This is a genomic window from Herbaspirillum rubrisubalbicans, from assembly GCF_003719195.1.
GTDB lineage: Bacteria > Pseudomonadota > Gammaproteobacteria > Burkholderiales > Burkholderiaceae_D > Herbaspirillum > Herbaspirillum rubrisubalbicans.
Window position 1 is genome coordinate 1,877,030 of record NZ_CP024996.1, and the last position, 18,586, is coordinate 1,895,615.

Here is an 18,586-nt window from a genome sequence, read left to right on the forward strand (position 1 = left end):
CGAGTGCGAGAGGTCGGCAAGCGTTGTCTGCCTAGGCGCGGCGACGCGCCGTAGTGGTGCTACGGCAAGGAGCTGCAACAACGGCAGGCGACGCTTGCCGGCCTCTCCCGGAGGGTTGCTCCCAGGAGGCGCGCTGGCGGCGTTGCACGGCAAGGCTGGTGGCGCCACCACCAGCCTTGCCGCGCGCCTTGCCACCACGCCTCCTGGGAGCAACGCATCTCGCAGATTGAGTGTGAGCAGGCCCTTTAACCCGTCGTCGCGGCGTCATGTCGCCTCGGCTATACCAACAGGGGGTAACATGACACGTGTTCGTCACGTCTTCGCCGGCGCGTTCGGTTTTGCGCTGGTCCTTGCAGGCCTGGTCTGGTGGATAGGCCCGGATGTCATCCAGAAGTATCGCGGTGACCTGGTCTACTACACCGGCAAGCATCTGGAACTGGTCTTCAGTTCCATGGTGCTGGCCCTGGCCACCGGCATCCCCGCCGGCATTGCGCTGTCGCGTCCGGCAGCGCAGGGCAGTGCAGAAAGATTCATCCAGATCTTCAACATCGGCAATACCATCCCTTCCATCGCCGTGCTGGCGCTAGCGCTGGCCTGCTTCGGCATCGGCAATGGCCCCACCATCCTGGCGCTGTGGCTGGCCTCGCTGCTGCCCATCGTGCGCAATACCTACGAGGGTTTGAGGAACGTGCCGGCTGCCATGAAGGAAGCCGCCCGCGGCATCGGCATGAAGCCGCACCAGATCCTGTTGCGGGTGGAGTTGCCCAATGCGCTGCCCATCATCGTCGGTGGCGTGCGCACGGCGCTGGCGATCAATGTCGGTACCGCGCCGCTGTCGATGCTGATCGGCGGTGAGAGCCTGGGCGGCCTGATCTTCCCCGGCATCTACCTGAACAATCATGGCCAGCTATTGCTGGGTGCCGCCGCCACCGCCTTGCTGGCGCTGGTGCTGGATGCTCTGGTGACGACGCTCTCGGGCTGTTACCTGGCCCGCCGCGGCTTGCGCACCTGAGCCCGTACTTCCATTGCCATCACAAGAACGACCGCACGCCGCAGCATCGGGCACAGCGGTAGAGAGGAAAGCATGACAAAGAAGACCATCACAAAATATGCCCTGTGCGCCCTGGCGCTGGGCCTGGCCATATTCGGCACGGCCCGCGCTCAGGCGCAGAGCCTGGTCATCGGCGGCAAGAACTTCACCGAGCAATTGCTGCTTTCGGACATGACCGCGCAATACCTGCGCGCCAAGGGCTATGACACCGAACTGAAGAACGGCCTTGGGACCACCCTGATGCGCTCGGCCCTGGAAAGCGGCCAGCTCGATATCGTCTGGGACTACACCGGCACCGCCCTGATCGTCTACAACCACATCGAAGACAAGCTCGATCCCGACCAGATCTACCAGAAGGTCAAGGATCTCGATGCCCCCCGCGGCCTGACCTGGCTCAACCAGTCCGAACTGAACAACACCTATGCCTTCGCCATGCCGCGCGAATTGGCCGAGAAATACCACATCCGTTCCCTGCAAGACCTGGCCAATCGCATCAACGAAGATGAGAAGGAGGGTGGCAAGCCGCACCTCATGGGCGTGGATTACGAGTTCGCCTCGCGCCCTGACGGTCTCGGTCCCATGCAGGCCTTGTATGGTTTCAAGCTGGACCGCAGCGAGGTCAAGCAGATGGATCCGGGCCTGGTCTACACGGCCCTGAAGAATGAGCAATTGTTCGTCGGCCTGACCTACGCCTCCGATGGGCGCATCAAGGGTTTTGATCTGCAATTGCTGGATGACGACAAGGGGTACTTTGCCGCCTACAAGGCCACCCCAGTGGTGCGCCAGGAGATCCTGGAGAAGAACCCCAAGCTGGCTGAACAATTGAACGAACTGGCGGCCAAGATCGATACGGCCACCATGACCGAGCTGAACAAGCGCGTCGATATTGATCAGGAACCGGTGGCCAAGGTGGCCGCCGATTTCCTCAAGCAAGCCGGCCTGATCTGAGGAGGGGACCATGAACATCTTCCAATACCTGCAATCAGACTGGCGCAACATACTCGAGCTGACCCTGCAGCATCTTGAGCTGGTGGGCATCGCGGTCAGCCTGGCCATTGTCATCGGCGTCCCTCTGGGCATCCTGATCGTGCGCGTGCGCTGGTTGGCCGGTCCCTTGATGGGCTTGGCGACCATTGTGCTCACGCTGCCTTCCATCGCGCTGTTTGGCCTGATGATCCCGGTGTTCTCACACTTCGGCGCCGGCATCGGGCCCTTGCCGGCCATCACCGCCGTGTTCCTGTATTCGCTGTTGCCCATCATGCGCAACACCTACCTGGCGCTGGAGAATATCGAAGCCGGCATCAAGGAAGCCGGCATCGGTATCGGCATGACCTTCTGGCAGCGCCTGCGCATGGTGGACCTGCCGCTGGCGGTGCCCGTGATCCTGGGTGGCGTGCGCACGGCGGTGGTGATGAACATCGGTGTGATGGCCATTGCCGCCGTCATCGGCGCCGGTGGGCTGGGCGTGCTGATCCTGCACGCCATCAGCCAGAGCAACATGCAAAAACTCGTGGTGGGCGCGGTGATGATCAGCGTGCTGGCCATCATCGCGGACACCTTGCTGCAACGTCTGCAAAAAATCCTGACACCGAAAGGAGTACAAAAATGATCGAATTGGACCAACTGAGCAAGACCTACACCCAAAAGGATGGCACCCAGGTCAAGGCGGTGGATGCCGTGAGCCTGAAGGTGGCCGAAGGCGAGATCTGCGTCTTCCTCGGCCCTTCGGGATGCGGCAAGACCACCACCCTGAAGATGATCAATCGCTTGATCAACCCGACTTCCGGCCGCGTGCTCTTGAATGGCCAGGACACCTCCGGCATCGACGAAGTGGAACTGCGCCGCCACATCGGCTACGTGATCCAGCAGATCGGTCTGTTCCCCAACATGACCATCGAAGAGAACATCACCATCGTCCCGCGCCTGTTGGGCTGGGACAAGAAGCGCTGCCAGGAACGCGCCACCGAGTTGATGGCCATGGTGGCGCTGGACCCGAAGAAATTCCTGAAGCGCTATCCGCGCGAGTTGTCCGGCGGCCAGCAGCAGCGTATCGGCGTCATCCGCGCACTGGCAGCCGATGCGCCGGTGCTGCTGATGGACGAACCCTTTGGCGCGGTCGATCCGATCAATCGCGAATCGATCCAGAACGAGTTCTTCCAGATGCAGCGCCAGTTGAACAAGACTGTCATCATGGTCAGCCACGACATCGACGAAGCCATCAAGCTGGGCGACAAGGTGGCCGTGTTCCGCGCCGGCAAGCTGGTGCAGTTCGACAATCCCGATACCTTGCTGGCACGCCCCAAGGATGATTTCGTCAGCGCCTTCGTCGGCCAGGATCACACCTTGAAGCGCCTGCTGCTGGTGCGTGCCGGCGAGGCCGCCACCACCCCGGCCACGGCCCAGCCCGATGTCTCCTGCGACCAGGCCCTGGCGCTGATGGATGACCAGGATGCGCGCTATCTGACCATCATCGATGCCGACAATCGTGCGCTGGGCTATCTCACCCGCCGTGACGTGCGCGGCAATAGCGGCGTGGCCGAAGACAAGGTGCGGCCCTTCACCATGAACGCCGCACCGGACGAAAACCTGCGCGTGGTGCTCTCCAAGATGTACAAGCACAGCACCAGCTGGATGCCGGTCATCGCCAATGATGGCAGCTATCTGGGTGAAGTGACGCAAGATTCCATTGCCAGTTATCTGAGCTCTGGCAAGTCGCGCGGGATGGCGATGGCGGCTTGATCGCGCCAGATGGCGATCTTCCCGAGGTGAAGGAAAAGGGAAAGAGGGCAATGCCGGGCCAGGCGCCCGCATTGCCCTTGTTCATTGCATCTGCTGGAGGTCGTCGAGGAAGGCCGCCACGATAGGTTCCTTGACGCTCTGACGGTTGGTCACCACGCTGATGCCAACCTCGTAGGATAGCCGCTCCCGGTTCAACGCCCGCATCTGCCCGCGCGCCTCGTAGTCGCGGCCCATCTCTTCGGGCAGGTAGCCCAGATGCTGGCCCGAGAGGATGAGCAGGGACATCGCTTCCATATTGCCGGTCACGGCCATGATGTTGCGCGGTTGCAGGGGCAGGTGTTCCGGCGGCACCGGATAGTCGCGCCAGGCCCAGGCATATTGCGCGGCCTGTTCCGGTTCGATCTCGCCGGGCTGCTCGAACAGTGGATGGGGTGGGGCGCAATAGGCCACCTGGCGTTCCTGCAGCAGCGGCGCGTATTGCAGCGCGCTGACATGGCGCCAGAAGTAACCGATGGCGATCTGGATGCTACCGTTCAGGAGCATCTCTTCCAGCTCGCCGGGCGTGCGCACCAGCAGTTCGATGCGCACCGCTTCATCGCGCTGGCGAAAGACGCGGATCACCTGCGCCAGCCGCGCATTGTGTTGCGCCGGCGTATGGCCCATCAGACCGATGGAGAGCTTGCCGACCAGGCGCTTGTCCAGGTTGCGGGCTTCCATGCCGAATTCGGTGAGGGCGTCCATCATGCGCCGCGCAGAGTCGGCGAACTTCTCGCCCTTGGCGGTCAATTTGAAACCGGCCCGGCCGCGCTCGCACAGACGAAATCCCAGGCGCATTTCCAGCGTGTTCAGTTGCGTGCTGATGGTGGACTGACCGACATTGAGCCGGGCCTGCGCCGCCGAAACCCCGTGTGAATCGACCACGGCCAGGAAGACGCGGATCAGGCGCAGGTCCAGATCGAAGACATTGTTGAGCATGGTCGGTGAGCAGTGAGTGGAAAGTGGATTCTTACATCGATAAATATCAATGTAAACCTCAAGAAATCGATATATTTTCAGTTGCATTGTCCCGATAGAATGCTTTTGACAGCATTTTTGATACAGGGAGCCACATCGATGGAACATGAACTTTACCAACCCCTGGGCGGCAACGTGATGCCCCGTTTCGGCGGCATTGCCACCATGATGCGGCTGCCGCACGTGCAAGATCCGGCCGGGCTGGATGTGGGCTTCGTGGGTGTGCCGCTGGATATCGGCACGTCCAACCGCTCCGGCACGCGCTTCGGGCCGCGCCAGATCCGTAGCGAATCGGTGCTGCTGCGCCCCTATAACATGGCCACCCGCGCCGCGCCCTTCGATTCGCTGAAAGTGGCCGACCTGGGTGACGTGGCCTTGAATCCGTATAGCCTGCTGGATTCGGTGCGCATGATCGAAGAGGCTTATGACCGTATCTACGCCACCGGCTGCAAGACCATCAGCCTGGGCGGCGACCACACCTTGACCCTGCCCATCCTGCGTGCCATGGCGCGCCATCGCGGCCCGGTGGGGCTGATCCATGTGGATGCCCATGCCGACGTCAACGACACCATGAATGGCGAGAAGATCGCCCACGGCACCCCATTCCGCCGCGCCTTCGAGGAGGGGTTGCTGGACCCGCAACGGGTAGTGCAGATCGGTCTGCGCGGTACCGGTTATCACGCCGATGATTTCGACTGGTGCCGTGCCCAGGGCTTCCGCGTGGTGCAGGCCGAAGAGTGTTGGCATCGCTCGCTGGCACCGTTGATGGACGAAGTGCGTGCGCAGATGGGGGATGGCCCGGTCTACCTGACCTTCGATATCGATGGCCTGGACCCGGCCTTTGCGCCTGGTACCGGCACGCCCGAGATTGGTGGATTGACGGTGCAGCAAGGGCTGGAAATCATCCGTGGCTGCAAGGGGCTGGACATCGTCTCGGCCGATGTGGTCGAGGTCTCGCCCCCCTATGACCAGGCTGGGACCACTGCACTGGTGGCGGCTAACCTGGCATATGAAATGTTGTGCATCCTGCCGGGCGTGAAATACCGGGCCTGAGGCATCGATGCTGATGGGAAGTGAAGGAACAGGTCAAAAAACAAAAATGCCCGCAGCGTTTGATGCGGGCATTTTTATTTGGACTCAACAATACATTCAGTCCAGCGGCTTGTGCATGAACATGGCCTTGCCGGTTTCGGCCTTCAACTCATAGCCTGCAAAACCGCAGGTGCGATACAGCGCGCGCGCCACGGCATTGCCTTCCAATACTTCCAGCGTGAGCTTGCAGCAACCCAGCTTGCGTGCTTCTTCCTCGACTGCCGCCAGCAGCAACTTGGCTACACCCTGGCCGCGATAGGCCGGCATCACGGCCAGGTCATGCAGGTTCAGCAGTGGCTTGCAGGCGAAGGTGGAGAAACCTTCGATGCAATTGGCCAGGCCAGCAGGCGTGGTGCCATCGAAGGCCAGGAACACATGGGCGGTAGGACGTTTCTTCAGCTCGACCGCCAGGTTCTCGCGCACGTAGTCGGAGAGCGGCTGGCCGCCGCCCATGGCATCGCAAGCGTAGGCATTGAGGGTCTCGAACAAGGCTGCCGCGTGGGCAGCGTTGTCGAGGTCGGCCTTGATGACGCAAACACCCATGTCGTCCCTTTGCTGATGAAGATGAACGCCTTACTTGCCCGCTGCGCGCTGGCCGCCGTGGGTCAGCGCCGAAGGGCGCGGACCGCCCTGGCGGGGCTGGCCCGGGTTGCGCGGCTGGTTGTTGGCATGGGCCGGCTTGGGGGCGCGGTTGGCGTTGTTGCCAACGTTGCCGCCAGTGCTGCCATTACCACCTGCGTTGCCAGCGCGTGCGCCCTGGCCACGCGCGGCATTGCCATTGGCGGCTGGGCGCGGTTTGGCAGCTTGGCCGCCATTACCACCATTGCCACCGCTGGCTGGTTTGGCCGGCTTGGCTGCAGCAGAATTGCCGTTGCCATTGGCAGCGGGTTTGCGCGGGGCGCTGCGCTGACCGCCACGTCCACCCCCATTCTGGTGACGGCCCTGGCCGCTGCGCAACTGGATCGGCTGCGGCTTGGCGCTGGGGTCGGGTTCGAAACCGGCGATCACTTCTACCGGAATCTCGCGCTTGATGAAGCGCTCGATGTCGTGCAACAGGTCGCGCTCATCCACGCACACCAGCGAGACGGCTTCGCCGGTAGCGCCGGCACGGCCGGTGCGGCCGATGCGGTGCACGTAATCTTCGGGTACGTTGGGCAGGTCATAGTTGACCACGTGCGGCAGTTGGTCGATGTCGATGCCGCGGGCAGCAATATCGGTGGCGATCAGGGCGGTCAGCTTGCCGTCCTTGAATTCGGCCAGCGCCTTGGTGCGGGCCGACTGGCTCTTGTTGCCGTGGATCGCCATGGCGGTGATGCCGTCGCGCGCCAGTTGCTCGACCAGCTTGTTGGCGCCGTGCTTGGTGCGGGTGAAGACCAGCACCTGCTTCCACTGGTGGGTCTTGATCAGGTGCGCCAGCATGGGGTGCTTCTTGTCGCGGTCGACCGGGTGGATCTTCTGAGCGATCACTTCCACGGTGGAGTTGCGGCGCGCCACTTCGATCAGGGCCGGGTTGTTCAGGAGGCTGTCGGCCAGCTTCTTGATTTCATCGGCGAAGGTGGCCGAGAACAGCAGGTTCTGGCGCTTGGGCGGCAGTGCGGCCAGCACTTTGCGGATGTCGCGGATGAAGCCCATGTCCAGCATCCGGTCGGCTTCGTCCAGCACCAGGATCTGGATGTGCTGCAGGTTCACGGTGCCTTGCTGCATGTGGTCCAGCAAGCGGCCAGGGGTGGCCACCAGGATATCGACGCCACGCTTCAAGAGCGTGATCTGCGGATTGATGCCGACACCGCCGAAGATGCAGGCCGAGGTCAGCGGCAGGTACTTGCCGTACTGGCGCACGCTCTCTTCGACCTGGGCGGCCAGTTCGCGGGTAGGGGCCAGGATCAGCGCGCGGATCGGCAGATGGCCATTGATCTTCTGGCGCGGCATGGTCGACAGGCGTTGCAGCAGCGGCAGGGTGAAGCCGGCAGTCTTGCCGGTGCCGGTCTGGGCGCCGGCCAGCAGGTCACCGCCGGAGAGCACTGCGGGAACAGCCTGGGCCTGGATCGGGGTAGGGGAGGTATAGCCTTGTTCGGAAACGGCACGAACGATTTCGTCGGACAAGCCGAGCGCGGAAAATGACATGAGACTCTGAAATTGGGTTTGGCCTGTGGTCCCGTACGGGCGCCAGTCGCAGGCAAACGGGGTTGGAACTTGAGGAGGGCGCGGACTGGACTGGCTATACGCCGCGCAGGCCGCAGTATAACAGCGCAACCCGCGCACTACGTGAATTATTTTGAGAAGTTGCGGGAGTCAGCTCATCCTTGGCGGCGCGCCAAAAAACTAAGTACCGGCGGCAGAACCAGTGCGCTTTGCATCAGTCCGCCGAAGTGGGTTACGCCCGGCAGGCTGACGAATTCACCCTGCGGCAGCAAGCTTGCGGTGCGCTGGACGGCCGCATGACGGGCATCGGCATCGCCACAGAAGAGCAGGCAGGGCAGCCTCATCTGCGCCAGCAGGTCTTCCTGCGAGGGACGCGCTTGCTGGGCGGCGGCGGCCAGTGCGACCAGGTCGTTGGCACGGATGAGCATCTTCACCTGTGGCGAAATCCGTTCGTCAAGCAGGCTTTCAAAGGTGGCGATGAAGGCTTCGGGGTCGCGTCCGTCGATGCCGTGGAAGCCATCCCAGCTGCGATCTTCATAGGGATGGGCCGCGCCCAGGATGAGGCTATGCAAGCGCTGCGGCGCATGGCGCACCAGCCCGTAGCCGACCCAGCCGCCCAGTGAATAGCCGAAGAAATGGGCGCGTTCTATGCCCAGCGCATCAAGCACGGCCAGCGCATCACGACAGCGTTGTGGCTGGCTGTAGGCGACCGTCTCGTGCGGCTTGTCGCTCTGGCCGTGGCCCAAAGCATCGAACATGATGACCTGGTAGTGCTCGCGCAGCGCGGCGGTGAAGCCGAAGAAGCGCCACGCTTCCAGGCTGCTGGTGAAGCCGTGGTGCAGCAGCAGGGGCGGGCCGTTGCCCTCGACCTGGTAGTGGATCTTGCGGTTGTCGCTGAGGGCAAAGGGCATGGCGTTTTCGTGCGTGTTCTAGGGCTCAGTTCTTTTCGTCGGCCAGCTTCTTGCAGCGGCGCGCCAGCAGTTCGCGCGAGCGGGCGCAGATTTCTTCATTGCTGAGGTCTTCGATGTGGGTGGCGATCGACCAGACATGGCCGAAGGGGTCGCGCAGGGTGCCGGAGCGGTCGCCGTAGAACTGATTCTGCACCGGGCGCAGTTGCACGGCGCCTGCGGCGATGGCCTGGGCAAACACGCGATCGACGTCGGCCACGTACACCAGCAGGCTCACGCCGGCGCCGCCCAGGGTCTGGGGGCTGAAGAAACCGAGTTCGGGATGTTCGTCGGCCAGCATGATGCGGGCATTGCCGATCTGGATCTCGGCGTGCCAGACCTTGCCGTGCGGGCCATCCAGCCGCATGATCTCGGCCGCATCGAAGGCGCGCCGGTAGAAGGCAATGGCCTCAGCCGAGGTCTTGACGATCAGGTAGGGCGTCACGCTGTGGTAGCCGGATGGCAACGCGCAAGGGGGTTGCTGGCTGCTGGCTTGCTGGGAAGGGATGTTCATATCGTCTCCTCGGTCTGCGCCGGTAGCCGCACTATAGCAGCAATGCCGGGCGCAATGAGGAGACGGTGTTATTGCAGATGCGTCGTTCAGGCGAATTCGGACAGCAGGTTGACCTGCTGGGCGAAGATCTTGGGGCTACCGGCGATGACGTCGCCCTTGTAGAGGTAGTCGGAGTCACCCTTGAAGGTGCCCACGATACCGCCTGCTTCGGTCACCAGCAGGGAGCCGGCAGCGATGTCCCAGGGCTTCAAGCCCTTTTCGAAGAAGCCATCCAGGCGACCGGCAGCCACATAGGCCAGGTCCAGCGCGGCGGCGCCCGGGCGGCGCAGGCCGGCGCAGTGCTCGGTCATGACCTTGAACATGGTGACGTATTCGTTCAAGCCATCCAGGTCGCGGAAGGGGAAGCCGGTACCGATCAGGGCATCGGCGATCTTGTCGCGCTTGCCCACGCGGATGCGTTTTTCGTTCAGGTAGGCGCCAGCGCCCTTGGAGGCGGTAAAGAGGTCGTTGCGGGTGGGGTCGTAGACCACGGCTTGCGTGATGATGCCGCGCTGTTGCAGGGCGATCGAGACGCAGTATTGCGGGAAACCGTGGATGAAGTTGGTGGTGCCGTCCAGCGGATCGATGATCCAGACGTTTTCGTTTTCATCGTGCAGGTTGTCGGAGGCACCGGATTCCTCGGCCAGGATGGCGTGGTCGGGGTAGGCGTTCTTGAGCACGTCGATGATGGCATCCTCGGCTGCCTTGTCCACCTCGGTGACGAAGTCGTTGTGCGACTTCTTCGACACTTTCAGCAGCGACACGTCGAAGGACGCGCGGTTGATGATGGTAGCGGCGCGGCGGGCTGCCTTGATCGCCGTATTGAGCATGGGTGGGATGATCATTGCTATGGTTCCGTTAAAATGGCGGCCATCGATGACGATGGCTGCGGTGCTCATCGTCGCCATGACCGACCAGCCGGCCCTGCGCGCGAACTCTGCGGTACAGGACAGGCCAGGCGGAACCCGGCTTCAAACCAGTGCGACGATGAAATTAATGAGCGTTGCGCCGCCCGCGGCTGTTATGCTTGCGGGTTTGCCAGGCAGTCCAGGGGCAGGAACAACAGTCGACCTGGGTTGACCTTGCTGCTGCGATATTGGCGTTTTGCTAATATCTGATCCTGGGGCGCGAATCCCGCTATTTTAAATGAACAAGCAAGTGTCAGGACAATCTCTTTTCAGTCGTTTGCGTTTCGTGCTGGTCAATACCAGCAGTCCCGGCAATATCGGCTCGGCCGCACGGGCCATCAAGACCATGGGCTTTTCGGAGCTGGTGCTGGTCAATCCGCGCTTTCCAGATGCGGTCAAGGAAGATGAAGCCATTGCCTTCGCCAGCGGCGCCATCGATGTGTTGGAAAATGCACGCATCGTCGGCAGCGTGGAAGAAGCGTTGCAGGGATGCAACTTCGCCGCCGCCGTTAGCGCCCGTTTGCGGGAATTTTCGCCGCCGGTGGTCTCGCCGCGCGCGCTGGCGGGGCAGTTGTCGCGCGATACCGGGCTGAACGCCGCGCTGCTGTTCGGCAATGAGCGCTTCGGCCTGCCCAACGAAGTGGTGCAGAAATGTAACGCCTTGCTCAATATCCCGGCCAATCCCGAGTATTCCTCGTTGAACCTGTCGCAGGCGGTGCAGGTACTGGCCTATGAATGCCGCATGACCGAACTGGAAGTGCAGGGTGGTCCGATGCAGACCAGCGGCGACGCCCGTGCGCCCGGTGAAGTGGGCTTCCAAGGGCAGAGCGCCAGCGTGGCCGAGATCGAGGGCATGTTTGCGCATCTGGAGCAGGCCCTGGTGGCCATCGATTTTCTCAATCCCGACAATCCCAAGAAGCTGATGCCGCGCCTGAAACGCATGTTCTCGCGCGCCCAGCTGGAGACCGAAGAGGTCAACATCCTGCGCGGCATCGCCCGCCAGATTCTGGAACCGAAGCAGGCCAAGGCCGGCAAGCAAGAGCAAAACGAACAAGGAGAAGGCTGACATGGCCAAGCTGACCCTGGACCGCATCCTGCAATCGCAGGGGTTCGGTTCGCGCAAATATTGCCGTGAATTGATCGACGATGGTGAAGTGTCGATCAATGGCGAAGTCGTGGACGACTACCGTGCCACGCCGGACACCAGCGGTCTGGTGCTGACCATCTTCGAGGAAGAGTGGGAATACCGCGAGCATGTCTACATCGCCATCAACAAGCCGCCCAACATCGAGTGTTCCCGCAAGCCCAGCCATCATCCGGGCGTGCTGACCCTGTTGCCGGAACAATTCACCTGGCGCGATGTACAGCCGGTGGGGCGACTGGATCATGACACCACGGGCTTGCTGCTGATGTCGGATGATGGTGCCTTCATCCATGCCCAATCCTCCCCCAAGCGCCACGTGCCCAAGGTCTATGCGGCCACTACGGCCGAACCGGTGACCGAGGCGCTCATTGCGCAATTGAAGGCGGGCGTGCAACTGCACGACGAACCGGCGCCACTGGCGGCGACCCGCTGCCGCCAACTGGGCGAAAAGCTGCTGGAAATCGTGCTGGAACAGGGCAAGTACCACCAGGTCAAGCGCATGTTGGCCGCGGCCGGCAACCATTGCAGCGCCTTGCGGCGTACTGCCATTGGCGGGCTGCAGCTTGACGTGCTGGAACTGGAAGAGGGGGAGTGGACTTATCTGGATGCGCAGCAGATGGCGTTGCTGGTGCCGGATGCGGAGTGAGCCGCTGGCGCGGGATGGGCTCAGTGCTCGATGATTGCGCGTGATAAGGCGCGGCGCTCATGCAGCACGCGCAGCAGATGAAGGGTTTCATCCTTGTTGCGGTAAAACAGCAGATAGGGGAAGTGATCCAACTGCCACATGCACAGTGAGCGATCTGGTAACAGGTGAGCGTAACGGCGCGAGCCCATGTCGGGTTGCCGGGTCAGGCCGTGCAAGGTCAATATCAGCTCTTCGATAAAGCGCTCTGCCAGCGTTGGCGAGCGTTCTGCGTAATAGTCGGAGATGTCGAGAATGTCGCCCTGGGCGACAGGAGATAAGCGGATGCGCACGCGCAAGGATCAGGCGTTGTTGCGGATGCGCTCGCGCAGTTGGCTGGCGAGGTCGTCAATGCTGATATCGATCGAGGGGCCCGCTTCCAGCCCCTCGTGGATCAGCGCTTGCAGGCGCTGCTCTTCTTCATTTTGTGGCCCCATGGCAGACGGGCCGGCGTCGCGAGCCAATGGATATTTGTCGGCGGGGGAGCGGGTGTAAGAAGTCATTCGGCGATTATAGATTGGTCACCGCTGCAATTTCTGCGCACTTTGCGTGATCCTTCCTTCTTTCCAGTTTTCCCGAAATTCTTCTGCCTGCTACCCCGCGCTGGCGGGCTCAATGCCGCGCGCCACTCGCCTCGCTGGCGCTGCCCACATCGGCCACGAACAACTGCGCGCAATCGACCGCATCAAACTCGTAGTGCTGTCCGCAGAAGTCGCAATCGATGGCCAGTTTTTCCATCTGTGACAGGGCTTCGGCCACTTCTTCCTGGCCCAGCATCTTCAACATGTTGCCCACCTTCTCGCGCGAGCAGGAGCAGTGGAACTGCGGATGCACCGGGTCGAAGACGCGAATGGTCTGTTCCCAGAACAGGCGATGTATCAATGTCGCGATGTCGGTGCAGAGCAATTCCTCGCGCTTCAAGGTGTCGCCCAGCATGACCATGTGGTTCCAGGCTTCCAGTTCGCCTTCGGGCTGAGCGGTCGGGGCGGCAGTGCCGCCGATGGAAGGCAGCTTTTGCAGCAGCAGGCCGCGCGAGACGTTTTCGTCCGCCGCCAGCCATAGCTTGGTGTCGAGCTGTTCGGAACGCAGCATGTAGTTTTCGATCACGGTGGCCACGCTCTCGCCATCGAGCGGCACCACGCCCTGGTAGGCTTGCTGGCCGGGTAGCTTGTCCTTGGGATCAAGCGTGATGACGAAACGGCCATGGCCAGCGGCATTGACCAGGTCGGTCAGGGTGGCGTCCTCGGCAATCGCGGCGTCGTCGGCCAGCTTGGCGGTGGCGCGCAGTTGCAGCTCGGAGTCGCATTCGACCACCAGCAGCTTGACCGGGCCATCGCCATGGATCTGCATGATGATCATGCCGTTGAACTTCAGATTGGCCGAGAGCAGGGCGGCCGCGGCCAGCATCTCGCCCAGCAGGGTGCGTACCGCGACCGGATAGTCGCGGCGGGCTTGCACTTGGCGCCAGGTGTCGGAAATCTCGACCAGCTCGCCCCGCACGGGCGCGTTGTCGACCAGGAATTTTTGCAGCGTGTCTTTCATTGTTTCCTTTGCTTGGCCACTCAGGCGATGCGCTTGAGCTGGGCCTTGAACTGTTGCGCGCGCTGGACATAACTGTCCGTACCGGCCTGCATACGCGCGATGTCTTCTTCGCTCAACTGGCGCACCGCCTTGGCGGGGGCGCCGATGATGAGCGAATTGTCCGGGAACTCCTTGCCTTCGGTCACCAGGGCACCGGCGCCGACCAGGCAATTCTTGCCGATCCGGGCACCATTGAGCACCACCGCCTGGATACCGATCAGGGCGCCATCGCCGATGGTGCAGCCATGCAGCATGGCCTGGTGCCCCACGGTGACGTTCTTGCCGATCACCATCGGATAGCCCACATCGGTATGCAGTACCGCCCCTTCCTGCACATTGCTGTTCTCCCCGACGGTGATGAGTTCATTGTCGCCACGGAGGGTGACATTGAACCAGACGCTGGAATGCGCCTCCATTCTGACCTTGCCCACCACGGTGGCGGACTCGGCCACGAAGGCGGTGTCGTCGATGTCGGGGATGTGTTGCTCCAATTGGTAGATGGCCATAATAAAATTGTCTCCTCGTGAGCGGTTGGTGGCGCCTGTGGCTGTACGACGCCAGTCTTGTTGGTGCTTTTTCTTCATATTTTCATATGGAGGCAAAGCCGGCGTCCTCAACCGCGTATTTTACCTTCCCTGAAAGTCTGTCCCTTGGATCACGTATCGTCCCCAGATGAAGTTTTTTCCTTCACCGGCCTGCGTAGCGGTGCCCTGTCTTGCCTGAAAGAAACCAGTCCTGATGCCAAATGTACTTTTGTTCGGGCTTTGCGAGCGGCCTGGCAGGCGGGCGACTTGCCGCTGGAGAACGCCGACCTGGCCGCCAGCGAAGCCGGCAACGGCATCCCTGGTCGTCCGGCGCAACCCGAGCTGGTGCCGCCGTTGCAGGTCAAGCATCGTTCCATGGGTACGCCCGAGGGCCGGGCGGCGCTCATCCATGCGCTGGCGCATATCGAGTTCAATGCCATCAACCTGGCGCTGGACGCGGTCTGGCGCTTTGCCGGAATGCCGCGCGACTTCTACGCCGACTGGTTGCAGGTGGCCGATGAGGAAGCCTATCACTTCCGCTTGCTGGCCGATCATCTGAAAACACTCGGCCATGCCTATGGCGACTTCACCGCCCACAATGCGCTGTGGGACATGGCCGAGTCCACCAAGGGGGACGTGCTGGCGCGCATCGCCCTGGTGCCGCGTACATTGGAGGCGCGCGGGCTGGACGCGGCACCGCCGGTGCGCGCCAAGCTGGCGCAGGCCGGCGATGTGGCCGCTGCCGAGATACTGGACATCATCATGCGCGATGAAGTCGGCCACGTGCTGATCGGCAATCGCTGGTTCCATTGGCTGTGCGAGCAGCGCCAACTGGAGCCGGTGGTCACCTTCGCCGAACTGTGCCAGCGTCACCGGGCGCCGCCCTTGCGCGGGCCGTTCAACCTGGAGGCGCGGCGTGCGGCCGGTTTTTCGGATGAGGAAATGCTGATGTTCAGTGATATTTCGCGATGATCGGCACAGTTGCCTGAATTTGCAAGAAATGTAAGCAAATTTCGCAGCAACGGGCGGGGCCGGGCTGTTGTGCTATCGTCACCCCGAATCCCGACGTCTCGGGATCGCTGATATGAAGGGAAAGGATGACAACATGAACAAGATTTCCAAACTGCTGGTGGGCCTGACCGTGAGCGTTGCCGCCATTTCCATGCTGGCTGCCTGCCAGAAGAAGGAAGAGCCGGGCCCGGCCGAAGCCCTGGGCAAGAAGATCGACGGTGCCGTGCAGGATGCCGGCAAGAAGCTCGATGAGGTGACCGGCCAGGCCAAGGACCAGACCACCGAGTCTGGCTCCAAGCTCGATAGCGCCCTCGACAAGGCCAAGGCCGATGCCCAGGAAGCTTACGAAAAGACCAAGGAAGGTGCCAAGGACCTGGCCCAGAAGACCGGTGAAAAGATGCAAGAGGCCGGACAGAAGCTGCAGGACGCTTCCAAGAAGTAATCGTCATACGCAGCCAGCGCCGGGCGTGGGGCTGCTGCGACTGACCGGTACCCGGCACAATGCCGTCCCGCTCATGCCGGACGGCATTGTGCTGTCTGTGGCGCCCCGCCTGCGGTGCCTATTCGCGGGCGTTGTGGATCAGGTCGATCACCATCTTCTGGATCGAGGGTTCCAGCGCCAGCGCTACGTGGCCGATACCGATGACCGGGATGTTCCAGGCCCCCTCCAGGTGGGCCGAGCTCTGCGGCGAGATGATGTTGTCGTGATGGGAATAGATCGACACGATGTGGCCCAGGGCATCGGCTTCTTCGGTGGCGGCCAGCTTTTGCAGCCATTCGCTGCTGCGTCCTTCTTCATAGCGGCCCAGCCAGTTCATTTCGCCGCAATTGATGCCGATGCCGAAGTTGGCGATGGCCGTGCCATGGTGCGGCGAGCCCAGCGTGATGACGCGCGCCACGCTGTCGCAGCCGTGGTCGCGCAGGTAGGCGCGTGCGGCCAGGCCGCCCATGCTGTGAGCGACAATCACGATCTTTTTCTGGCCGGTTTCGGCCAGCACGCGCTGGACGGCGGCGTGGACCAGCGGCGCGTAGTCGTCGATGCTGCCGAACACCGGTTCCATGTCCAGCGCGTAGTGGGTGATGTGGGCTTCGCGCAGCTCCAGGCTCATCCAGCGCCAGTAGCCGCTGTTGCAGCCATAGCCGTGGATCAGCAGCACCGGCAGCGAGGTGGTGTCGGGAAAGGTGAACTGGTCGAAGCGCAGGAAGGGCATGGCCCAGGACGAGCACAGCATGGTGGCGCGGTATTCGCGCAGGAACAGGGTGGCAATCTGCAGCCAGGTGATTTCCACCGGGTTGGAGGTGCGGCCGCGATAAGGCCAGGTCAGGAAGAAACTGTTGGCGGTGATCTGGGCGCGCAGCAGCAAGACGATCAGCAGGCCGCCGGCCACGGCCGCCAGGATGGGCCAGTCGAAATGCCGCAGCAGGAAGTAGAACAGGATCGCAATGCCGAACTGGATGAGGAGCAGGGTTCTGGAGATGCGTGAAATCATGCGGGCGAAAGTCCGGTGCGAGCGGGTGGGCGGTCATGCGGGCGCATGGGTTTGCCCGAGAGCATAACAGAGCGCGAGCTGGCGCTCATGTCTGCTTCATGAATTCGCGTCGGCGCTCGGAGTCTTCGTGCTGGCCTTGGGCGCTTGGATGACATCGACCAGGCGGGTGCCGGCCAGGCGGTCATGCAGGAACTGGCCGCGCGGGTCCAAGCGCGAGGTCAATGCCCAGAGCACGATGTTGGCGGCCGGAATCAGTATCAGCAGCCAAGGGTGACCCCGCAGTACCGACGCCAGCGCCAGGCCCGGCAAGATCCATAGCCAGGCCAGCAGGAAGCGCAGCGCGGCACGTCCCCGGCCCAGCGGCTGGCCGGCGCGGTCTACCACCTTGAAGCGCCAGGTCTTCATGGCCAGGGTCTGGCCGCCGTGGGTCCAGAACCAGATGAAATACACCCCCAGCACCAGGAACAGCCAGAACTCCAGCGCATGGCGCAGGTAGAGCGCGTTGCGCTGCTGCAGCAGCGTGGAAAACAGCCAGCCCGACATGAACAGCACGCCGAAGAGCAGCATCGATTCGTACAACATGCTGCTGAGGCGGCGGCGTAGCGAGGGCGTGGTGAGTTCGGACATGATGCTTGTTCTGTGCTTGTTCAGTTCTGCTAATGGTTGGATGAAGGGGGGGCAATGGCCGGCAGATGGTAAAGCAATCAGGGCGGATTGCCTATGGTGCAACTTGAGCCAGCGCAATATCGGGAGGGGCTCAGTCAGTCACGCCGCCATGCGCGGGCGATAAAGAAATAGGCCGCCAGAGGAGGCGGCATAGGATGGTCTTTGCGAAAGAATGGCGGTGCAGCCGGACGTCTTACTTGGTGTCGGTGACCACCGCTGCCACGGGCGTTGCTGTGGCACTGACGGCCACTGCGGTCGGCGCGGGTGCTGACGCGGTGGGGGTCATGGCCGGCACTGGCGTGGCTTGCGAGCCAGGAACCAGTGCCGGGGCCGGGGCAGCAGCCGGAGTCGGGGCCGGCACGACCGGCAAGGGGCGATCCATGGCTTCGGCCGGCAACTGGATGGTCGGTGCCGCTGCCGAGGGTGAAGTTGGCAGCTTGGCAACGCGCTTGGGCAGCTTGGCTTCGGCCAGCTTCTTCTTCTGTTCGGCCGAGAGTTGCTGGTACTTGGCCCACTGTTCGTGCTTTTCTTCCGCATCCAGCTTCTTGGCGCGGGCATAGTTGGTGCGCGCGGTGCTGCGTTCGGCCGGCGTCAGCTTGACCCAGTCGCGCATCCGCTCGTGCAGGCGGGCCTGCTCCTCTGGCTTCATCCTGGCGTAACGCTTGCCGATCTCCAGCCATTTTTCCTTCTGCAGCTCGCTCATGCGCGGCCATTCGCCGGTCAGCGGCTCCAGGGCCTGATGCTGAGCAGGCGACAAATTGGCCCAGGCCAGCTTGTTCTCGGACTTGCGGGCCGTGGATTTGGTGGCGTTGGCAGATTTGCCGGGATGGGCGGCGACAGGGGCTGCCGGCGTGGTCGCTGCGGCCGCAGCAGTGGTCGAGGCAGCAGTCGGCGTGGCAGTCGTAGGAGCGGGGGCCTCGGACGAGCTATTCTGCGCCACGGTCCAGGCGCAGCTCAATCCACCGGCCAGCACGGCCAGCGCCAGCGCGATGCGCGAGAGGCGGACGTGAGCCTTGACAGGAGTGCCGGTGGTGGTGTGCAT

At 62.5% G+C, this 18,586-nt stretch carries 22 protein-coding genes; 9 read left to right on the forward strand and 13 right to left on the reverse strand.

Annotation, left to right across the window (positions count from 1 at the left end):
• Positions 1–298 precede the first annotated feature (298 nt).
• The 4 genes from RC54_RS08335 to RC54_RS08350 all read left to right on the forward strand — a co-directional run bounded on the left by RC54_RS08335 (position 299) and on the right by RC54_RS08350 (position 3,790).
• Complete coding sequence (locus RC54_RS08335; protein WP_061789371.1) at positions 299–1,012, forward strand: ABC transporter permease; 714 nt, start codon at positions 299–301, stop codon at positions 1,010–1,012.
• Between the two features lie 72 nt (positions 1,013–1,084).
• A complete protein-coding gene (locus RC54_RS08340) occupies positions 1,085–1,999 on the forward strand; it encodes a glycine betaine ABC transporter substrate-binding protein (RefSeq protein ID WP_061789370.1) in 915 nt (304 codons plus the stop codon).
• A gap of 10 nt (positions 2,000–2,009) precedes the next feature.
• Complete coding sequence (locus RC54_RS08345; protein WP_058894971.1) at positions 2,010–2,660, forward strand: ABC transporter permease; 651 nt, start codon at positions 2,010–2,012, stop codon at positions 2,658–2,660.
• Positions 2,657–3,790, forward strand: a complete 1,134-nt coding sequence (locus RC54_RS08350; protein ID WP_058894972.1) for an ABC transporter ATP-binding protein — start codon at positions 2,657–2,659, stop codon at positions 3,788–3,790. The genes RC54_RS08345 and RC54_RS08350 overlap by 4 nt, the downstream gene beginning before the upstream one ends.
• Before the next feature lie 81 nt (positions 3,791–3,871).
• Here RC54_RS08350 and RC54_RS08355 read toward each other — a convergent pair whose 3' ends face one another.
• A complete protein-coding gene (locus RC54_RS08355) occupies positions 3,872–4,765 on the reverse strand; it encodes a LysR family transcriptional regulator (protein WP_061789369.1) in 894 nt (297 codons plus the stop codon).
• Positions 4,766–4,903: 138 nt separating this feature from the next.
• Between RC54_RS08355 and speB the strand changes: the two genes are divergently transcribed.
• A complete protein-coding gene (speB, locus tag RC54_RS08360) occupies positions 4,904–5,857 on the forward strand; it encodes an agmatinase (RefSeq protein WP_061789368.1) in 954 nt (317 codons plus the stop codon).
• A gap of 96 nt (positions 5,858–5,953) precedes the next feature.
• Here speB and RC54_RS08365 read toward each other — a convergent pair whose 3' ends face one another.
• From RC54_RS08365 to RC54_RS08385, 5 genes are all read right to left on the reverse strand, one after another.
• On the reverse strand, positions 5,954–6,439 hold the full coding sequence (locus RC54_RS08365) for a GNAT family N-acetyltransferase (RefSeq protein WP_058894975.1): 486 nt from the start codon (positions 6,437–6,439) through the stop codon (positions 5,954–5,956).
• A gap of 30 nt (positions 6,440–6,469) precedes the next feature.
• Complete coding sequence (locus RC54_RS08370; protein ID WP_058894976.1) at positions 6,470–8,020, reverse strand: DEAD/DEAH box helicase; 1,551 nt, start codon at positions 8,018–8,020, stop codon at positions 6,470–6,472.
• 173 nt (positions 8,021–8,193) lie between these two features.
• Positions 8,194–8,949 carry an alpha/beta fold hydrolase gene (locus RC54_RS08375; protein WP_058894977.1) on the reverse strand — a complete coding sequence of 252 codons (756 nt, stop codon included), beginning with the start codon at positions 8,947–8,949 and terminating at the stop codon, positions 8,194–8,196.
• Positions 8,950–8,974: 25 nt separating this feature from the next.
• The gene (locus RC54_RS08380; protein ID WP_061789367.1) at positions 8,975–9,499 is read right to left on the reverse strand and encodes a VOC family protein; all 525 of its coding nucleotides are present in this window, start codon (positions 9,497–9,499) and stop codon (positions 8,975–8,977) included.
• An 86-nt stretch (positions 9,500–9,585) separates the two neighbouring features.
• Positions 9,586–10,383, reverse strand: coding sequence for an inositol monophosphatase family protein (locus tag RC54_RS08385; protein WP_017450626.1), 798 nt, complete (start codon positions 10,381–10,383; stop codon positions 9,586–9,588).
• 301 nt (positions 10,384–10,684) lie between these two features.
• On the opposite strand from RC54_RS08385, the gene RC54_RS08395 reads away from it, so the two are divergent.
• Positions 10,685–11,512, forward strand: a complete 828-nt coding sequence (locus RC54_RS08395; protein ID WP_061789366.1) for an RNA methyltransferase — start codon at positions 10,685–10,687, stop codon at positions 11,510–11,512.
• Between the two features lies 1 nt (position 11,513).
• The gene (locus RC54_RS08400; RefSeq protein ID WP_058894980.1) at positions 11,514–12,236 is read left to right on the forward strand and encodes a pseudouridine synthase; all 723 of its coding nucleotides are present in this window, start codon (positions 11,514–11,516) and stop codon (positions 12,234–12,236) included.
• A 20-nt stretch (positions 12,237–12,256) separates the two neighbouring features.
• On the opposite strand, the gene RC54_RS08405 is transcribed toward RC54_RS08400, so the two are convergent.
• The 4 genes from RC54_RS08405 to RC54_RS08415 all read right to left on the reverse strand — a co-directional run bounded on the left by RC54_RS08405 (position 12,257) and on the right by RC54_RS08415 (position 14,359).
• Complete coding sequence (locus tag RC54_RS08405) at positions 12,257–12,565, reverse strand: type II toxin-antitoxin system RelE/ParE family toxin (RefSeq protein WP_231739104.1); 309 nt, start codon at positions 12,563–12,565, stop codon at positions 12,257–12,259.
• A 9-nt stretch (positions 12,566–12,574) separates the two neighbouring features.
• The gene (locus tag RC54_RS25060) at positions 12,575–12,775 is read right to left on the reverse strand and encodes a hypothetical protein (RefSeq protein ID WP_156481281.1); all 201 of its coding nucleotides are present in this window, start codon (positions 12,773–12,775) and stop codon (positions 12,575–12,577) included.
• 109 nt (positions 12,776–12,884) lie between these two features.
• Entirely contained in the window at positions 12,885–13,814 is a 930-nt protein-coding gene (hslO, locus tag RC54_RS08410) for an Hsp33 family molecular chaperone HslO (protein ID WP_061789365.1), read from the reverse strand.
• 20 nt (positions 13,815–13,834) lie between these two features.
• Positions 13,835–14,359, reverse strand: coding sequence for a gamma carbonic anhydrase family protein (locus RC54_RS08415; RefSeq protein WP_058894983.1), 525 nt, complete (start codon positions 14,357–14,359; stop codon positions 13,835–13,837).
• Positions 14,360–14,503: 144 nt separating this feature from the next.
• On the opposite strand from RC54_RS08415, the gene RC54_RS08420 reads away from it, so the two are divergent.
• Complete coding sequence (locus tag RC54_RS08420; RefSeq protein WP_061789364.1) at positions 14,504–15,349, forward strand: ferritin-like domain-containing protein; 846 nt, start codon at positions 14,504–14,506, stop codon at positions 15,347–15,349.
• A gap of 133 nt (positions 15,350–15,482) precedes the next feature.
• Positions 15,483–15,830 carry a hypothetical protein gene (locus RC54_RS08425; RefSeq protein ID WP_058897522.1) on the forward strand — a complete coding sequence of 116 codons (348 nt, stop codon included), beginning with the start codon at positions 15,483–15,485 and terminating at the stop codon, positions 15,828–15,830.
• A 118-nt stretch (positions 15,831–15,948) separates the two neighbouring features.
• Here RC54_RS08425 and RC54_RS08430 read toward each other — a convergent pair whose 3' ends face one another.
• From RC54_RS08430 to RC54_RS08440, 3 genes are all read right to left on the reverse strand, one after another.
• Positions 15,949–16,878, reverse strand: coding sequence for an esterase/lipase family protein (locus RC54_RS08430; protein WP_058894985.1), 930 nt, complete (start codon positions 16,876–16,878; stop codon positions 15,949–15,951).
• A gap of 96 nt (positions 16,879–16,974) precedes the next feature.
• On the reverse strand, positions 16,975–17,505 hold the full coding sequence (locus RC54_RS08435) for an RDD family protein (RefSeq protein WP_058894986.1): 531 nt from the start codon (positions 17,503–17,505) through the stop codon (positions 16,975–16,977).
• Positions 17,506–17,737: 232 nt separating this feature from the next.
• Positions 17,738–18,586 (reverse strand): DUF3106 domain-containing protein, encoded by an 849-nt coding sequence (locus RC54_RS08440; RefSeq protein WP_061789363.1) that lies wholly within the window; start codon positions 18,584–18,586, stop codon positions 17,738–17,740.

What these genes read in the sequence shown, in the direction of transcription:
- RC54_RS08335 (WP_061789371.1), top strand. Translation starts at nt 299, where the DNA reads ATGACACGTGTTCGTCACGTCTTCGCCGGCGCGTTCGGTTTTGCGCTG.
- RC54_RS08340 (WP_061789370.1), top strand. Translation starts at nt 1,085, where the DNA reads ATGACAAAGAAGACCATCACAAAATATGCCCTGTGCGCCCTGGCGCTG.
- RC54_RS08345 (WP_058894971.1), top strand. Translation starts at nt 2,010, where the DNA reads ATGAACATCTTCCAATACCTGCAATCAGACTGGCGCAACATACTCGAG.
- RC54_RS08350 (WP_058894972.1), top strand. Translation starts at nt 2,657, where the DNA reads ATGATCGAATTGGACCAACTGAGCAAGACCTACACCCAAAAGGATGGC.
- RC54_RS08355 (WP_061789369.1), bottom strand. Translation starts at nt 4,765, where the DNA reads ATGCTCAACAATGTCTTCGATCTGGACCTGCGCCTGATCCGCGTCTTC.
- speB (WP_061789368.1), top strand. Translation starts at nt 4,904, where the DNA reads ATGGAACATGAACTTTACCAACCCCTGGGCGGCAACGTGATGCCCCGT.
- RC54_RS08365 (WP_058894975.1), bottom strand. Translation starts at nt 6,439, where the DNA reads ATGGGTGTTTGCGTCATCAAGGCCGACCTCGACAACGCTGCCCACGCG.
- RC54_RS08370 (WP_058894976.1), bottom strand. Translation starts at nt 8,020, where the DNA reads ATGTCATTTTCCGCGCTCGGCTTGTCCGACGAAATCGTTCGTGCCGTT.
- RC54_RS08375 (WP_058894977.1), bottom strand. Translation starts at nt 8,949, where the DNA reads ATGCCCTTTGCCCTCAGCGACAACCGCAAGATCCACTACCAGGTCGAG.
- RC54_RS08380 (WP_061789367.1), bottom strand. Translation starts at nt 9,499, where the DNA reads ATGAACATCCCTTCCCAGCAAGCCAGCAGCCAGCAACCCCCTTGCGCG.
- RC54_RS08385 (WP_017450626.1), bottom strand. Translation starts at nt 10,383, where the DNA reads ATGATCATCCCACCCATGCTCAATACGGCGATCAAGGCAGCCCGCCGC.
- RC54_RS08395 (WP_061789366.1), top strand. Translation starts at nt 10,685, where the DNA reads ATGAACAAGCAAGTGTCAGGACAATCTCTTTTCAGTCGTTTGCGTTTC.
- RC54_RS08400 (WP_058894980.1), top strand. Translation starts at nt 11,514, where the DNA reads ATGGCCAAGCTGACCCTGGACCGCATCCTGCAATCGCAGGGGTTCGGT.
- RC54_RS25060 (WP_156481281.1), bottom strand. Translation starts at nt 12,775, where the DNA reads ATGACTTCTTACACCCGCTCCCCCGCCGACAAATATCCATTGGCTCGC.
- hslO (WP_061789365.1), bottom strand. Translation starts at nt 13,814, where the DNA reads ATGAAAGACACGCTGCAAAAATTCCTGGTCGACAACGCGCCCGTGCGG.
- RC54_RS08415 (WP_058894983.1), bottom strand. Translation starts at nt 14,359, where the DNA reads ATGGCCATCTACCAATTGGAGCAACACATCCCCGACATCGACGACACC.
- RC54_RS08425 (WP_058897522.1), top strand. Translation starts at nt 15,483, where the DNA reads ATGAACAAGATTTCCAAACTGCTGGTGGGCCTGACCGTGAGCGTTGCC.
- RC54_RS08430 (WP_058894985.1), bottom strand. Translation starts at nt 16,878, where the DNA reads ATGATTTCACGCATCTCCAGAACCCTGCTCCTCATCCAGTTCGGCATT.
- RC54_RS08435 (WP_058894986.1), bottom strand. Translation starts at nt 17,505, where the DNA reads ATGTCCGAACTCACCACGCCCTCGCTACGCCGCCGCCTCAGCAGCATG.
- RC54_RS08440 (WP_061789363.1), bottom strand. Translation starts at nt 18,586, where the DNA reads ATGCACACCACCACCGGCACTCCTGTCAAGGCTCACGTCCGCCTCTCG.